At 64.0% G+C, this 3,382-nt stretch carries 5 protein-coding genes and 1 pseudogene; 1 reads left to right on the top strand and 5 read right to left on the bottom strand.

The features are described 5' to 3' along the window. From JMF90_RS30010 to JMF90_RS29995, 4 genes are all read right to left on the bottom strand, one after another. On the bottom strand, positions 1-459 hold a 459-nt coding region (locus tag JMF90_RS30010), incomplete at its 3' end, for a biotin carboxylase N-terminal domain-containing protein (protein ID WP_305790764.1). Positions 460-546: 87 nt separating this feature from the next. After that, a complete protein-coding gene (gene accB, locus JMF90_RS30005; protein WP_006476971.1) occupies positions 547-1,020 on the bottom strand; it encodes an acetyl-CoA carboxylase biotin carboxyl carrier protein in 474 nt (157 codons plus the stop codon). Between the two features lie 66 nt (positions 1,021-1,086). Then, positions 1,087-1,539: a type II 3-dehydroquinate dehydratase gene (gene aroQ, locus JMF90_RS30000; protein WP_006476970.1), complete on the bottom strand. Its 453-nt coding sequence runs from the start codon at positions 1,537-1,539 to the stop codon at positions 1,087-1,089. 194 nt (positions 1,540-1,733) lie between these two features. Beyond that, positions 1,734-2,285, bottom strand: coding sequence for a TlpA disulfide reductase family protein (locus tag JMF90_RS29995; RefSeq protein ID WP_201316703.1), 552 nt, complete (start codon positions 2,283-2,285; stop codon positions 1,734-1,736). Between the two features lie 38 nt (positions 2,286-2,323). On the opposite strand from JMF90_RS29995, the pseudogene JMF90_RS29990 reads away from it, so the two are divergent. Further along, positions 2,324-2,926: pseudogene (locus tag JMF90_RS29990) on the top strand (RNA-guided endonuclease InsQ/TnpB family protein); the annotation flags it as partial. Between the two features lies 1 nt (position 2,927). Here JMF90_RS29990 and JMF90_RS29985 read toward each other — a convergent pair. Beyond that, positions 2,928-3,382 (bottom strand): UDP-N-acetylmuramate--alanine ligase (locus tag JMF90_RS29985; RefSeq protein WP_201325805.1); only part of this gene is annotated, 455 nt, incomplete at its 5' end.

Here is a 3,382-nt window from a genome sequence, read left to right as displayed (position 1 = left end):
GCCGATCGTGCGCGCAATCTTGACGATCTCCTTCGGATCGTCCGGCAACGCGCCTTCCGAGCCCGGCACGCACGGCACGCCGGTCTTGATCATCGTCTGCTTCGCGGTGACCTTGTCACCCATCATGCGGATCGTTTCCGGGCGCGGGCCGATGAACGTGAAGCCCGATTGCTCGACGCGCTCCGCGAAATCGGCGTTCTCGGACAGGAAGCCGTAGCCGGGGTGGATCGCCTCGGCATCGGTGACTTCCGCGGCGCTGATCAGCGCCGGCATGTTCAGGTAGCTCAGGTTCGACGGGGCCGGGCCGATACAGACGGCCTCGTCCGCGAGGCGCACGTACTTGGCTTCCTTGTCGGCTTCCGAGTAGACGACCACCGTCTTGACGCCGAGTTCGCGGCACGCGCGCTGGATGCGCAGCGCGATTTCACCGCGGTTGGCAATGAGGATTTTTTCAAACATAGCGAGTATTCGTCTCTTCGAGGGGCGCGCGAACGGCGCCTGGCGAGCATCTCGGCGGCGCGCGGCCGGCAGGGCCGCGCGGCGGGCTTAGCCGATCACGAAAAGCGGCTGGCCGTATTCGACGGCCTGGCCGTTCTCGACGAGGATTTCCTTGATCACGCCGGCCTTGTCCGACTCGATCTCGTTGAGCAGCTTCATCGCTTCGATGATGCAGATCGTCTGGCCTTCCTTGACCGTGTCGCCGGCCTGCACGAACGGATCGGCGCCCGGCGACGGCGCGCGGTAGAACGTGCCGACCATCGGCGACGTCACCACGTGGCCCTGCGGAGCGGCCGGCGCGGCTGCGGCGCCGGCGGCCGGTGCCGCGGCACCGTCGGTCGGCAGCGCGGCCGACGGCGCCGGCGCGCTGACTTGCGGGGCATACCCAGCCGTCGGCTGCACGTAGACCGGCGGCGCGTTCTTGACGATGCGCACCTTGCCTTCGCCTTCCGTCACTTCCAGCTCGGAGATGCCGGATTCGGAAACGAGGTCGATCAGAGTTTTCAGCTTACGAAGATCCATCGGGAATTCCCCTTTCAATACGTGAAAGCGCCGGTTAGGGGCCGGCGCTGAATCTAGATCGCGAAATCAGCCGCGCGACGCGCCTTGCAGCTTGTCCAGCGCGTACTCGAGCGCGTACAGATAACCTTTCCAGCCGAGCCCGCAGATCACGCCTTCGGCCTGGTCGGAAAAGTAGGAGTGGTGCCTGAACGCTTCGCGGCGATGCACGTTCGACAGGTGAACCTCGACGAACGGGATGCCAACGCCGGCGATCGCGTCCCGGATCGCAACGCTCGTATGCGTATACGCTGCCGGATTGATCAGGATGAAATCGGTCTGTTCCTCCCGCGCGGCCTGGATGCGGTCGACCAGCGCGCCTTCATGGTTGCTCTGGAACGACGACAGGTCGGCGCCGGCTTCCCGGGCGCGCGCGGCAAGCGCCTGATCGATCTGCGCGAGCGTGACGCGGCCGTACACCTCCGGTTCCCGGGTGCCGAGAAGGTTCAGGTTGGGGCCGTGCAGCACCAGCAATCGTGTCATGGTCGCTTCTATTTCTGCGGAATTGCGCGAACTTTAGCGCTATTTAGAGAAATTTGTCTAGTTTTGCCGAACGGCCAGGCGCGGCGGACCTGCAAGAATTACCGGCGCAGGCGCAAAGTATCGGCGAATTCACGCGAAATTGCGGCGATCGACCTGCAAATCGCCGCCAACGCGCGGACTGCCGTTCGGACAGATTACAGCGCGTCGAGCGTCTTTTTCAGCTCGGCCGGTTGGATTTGTCCTAATTTTGTCTCGCGAATCTTGCCGGTTTCGTCGATGACGACGGTAAACGGCAGCGCGCCGGCGGTATTTCCGAAGTTACGGGCCAGATCGGCGCCTGCATAGCCGCTGATGAAGACCGGATAGTCGACCCTCACCTTCTGCAGGAAGTTCTTCACGTTCTGCTCGGAATCGACGCCGATCCCGACGAAACGGATGCCTTTCTGCTTGTACTGGTGCGACAGCGCGACGAGCTCGGGCATCTCCTCGACGCACGGGCCGCACCACGACGCCCAGAAGTTGACGACGACTTTCTGGCCCTTGAAGGCGGCCAGCGTGGCCGGCTTGCCGTCGACGCCGGTGAGCGATGACGCCCACAGCTGGTCGACCGGGTTGCCGTGGGCGGTCGGCGCCGCGACGGCGACGCCGTCGTCGGCCGTGCCGCGGAACCAGTGGCCGGCGGCAATCCCGCCGGCGACGGCGGCGGCCGCGACCACTGCGAGCGCCAACATGCGTTTCATCATCAGAATTTGCTCCGAGAAACCCCGCCATTGATGGCGGGAAGGAAAGGAGTGGGGTTGACAGGCAGCTTCTTCCACGGGTTAGGATCACCTTCGCCACACTTTCGACCGGCGAGAAGCTGCCCAATGACCCGTTCGGTCGACGAGCGGCGGAAAAGCTGGCGAAGGCGCAGCGTGCGCACAAGCACAAGCGGCATAGCGCGAAGTTGCACGCCAAGATGGCAAATGCCCGTGTCGATTTCCAGCATAAGCTCGCGCTCGATCTGGTGCGGCGTTTCGATTACATCGCGGTTGGCAACGTATCTGCCGTCAAACTCGCCAGAACCAGGATGGCGAAGAGCGTCTACGACGCATCCTGGTCGTCCTTCCGAAACAAGCTCCGCTACAAAGCGATCGCGCACGGGGCCCTGTTCGAGGAAGTCGACGAAAGCGGTTCGACCCAGTTCTGCTCGGCGTGCGGGTCGAAAGACAGCACGACGCGGCCGAAAGGTATCGCGGGACTGAGAATAAGGGAGTGGGTCTGCAGTGACTGTGGTGTCGAGCATGATCGAGATACCAACGCTGCGCTGAACATTCTCCGATGCGGACGTGCATCGCCAGGTGTGGGAATCCTCTGCCTTTTGGGCGGAGGAGGACGTCAACGTTGAATCATTCCGGTTCGGAAGGGGCCTGGTCTGCCTCGACGAGCGCGCGCAGCGCGGCGGCGTCCGCGCGGGCGATGCGGCCGCGCGCGTCGGCCTTTACCGCGCCGCGCAGGTCGTCGCTCGCATACAGCGCGAGATGGATGCCGATCGCGTCCACGTCGCGCCGCGGGCGCCACAGGAAACTGAGTGTCTCGACGTCGCCGCGGCCCGCGAAATGCCGCGTCTCGGATACGTCGTACTGGACGTTCTGGTTCAGCAGGTAGATCGCGACGTCCTTCGGGTTGTCGGTGAATGCCTGCAAATGGATATCCGAATGCGCGTTCGCGGTGCCGTTCAGCACGGCGCCCGTCACATAAGGATGGAACTCGGCGAGCCGGCGCATCCAGTCGAGCGCGATCTCGCGCAGGCGGCGCAGTTCGTCCGGCTGCGTGTCGCTCTGGAACAGCGACAGATACTCGC

The sequence above is a fragment of the Burkholderia sp. E168m23 genome (assembly GCF_016586125.1).
In the GTDB taxonomy this organism is placed as follows: domain Bacteria; phylum Pseudomonadota; class Gammaproteobacteria; order Burkholderiales; family Burkholderiaceae; genus Burkholderia; species Burkholderia orbicola.
The sequence above is the reverse complement of the archived record's forward strand: the minus strand, read 5'-3'. Positions and strand labels throughout refer to the sequence as shown.